The sequence below is a fragment of the Nocardioides antri genome (genome assembly GCF_008373765.1).
Classification (GTDB): Bacteria; Actinomycetota; Actinomycetes; order Propionibacteriales; family Nocardioidaceae; genus Nocardioides; species Nocardioides antri.
This window is the reverse complement of the sequence record NZ_VUJW01000154.1, coordinates 1-245: the sequence shown is the minus strand read 5'-3', so window position 1 is coordinate 245 and position 245 is coordinate 1. Positions and strand designations below refer to the sequence as shown.

Genomic DNA, 245 nt, shown 5'->3' with positions numbered 1-245 from the left:
CTCTCTTGCTCTGGGCCTCGTCACCCACGTAGGAGTCTTTCTGGCCCATACCGACCATCACGCCCTGGTGGCGAGGGCGACCCACGATGGACGGGAAGACGGCGCGGGGCGCGTCGTCGCCGGCGAAACCGGCCTTGCACATGCCGGAGCCATTGTCGACTACAAGCGCAGCAACATCGTCGTCGCACATCTTGAACTTTGTGTGTGTTTGTGTTGGGGACGCTGGTATTGACTCTACGGCAGCG

At 62.0% G+C, this 245-nt stretch carries 1 protein-coding gene; it reads right to left on the bottom strand.

Annotation, left to right across the window (positions count from 1 at the left end; all coding sequences use genetic code 11):
* Positions 1 to 142, bottom strand: a 142-nt coding sequence (locus tag F0U47_RS22865; protein ID WP_497463093.1) for a hypothetical protein, incomplete at its 3' end; no start/stop codon positions are given.
* Between the last annotated feature and the right edge of the window lie 103 nt (positions 143 to 245).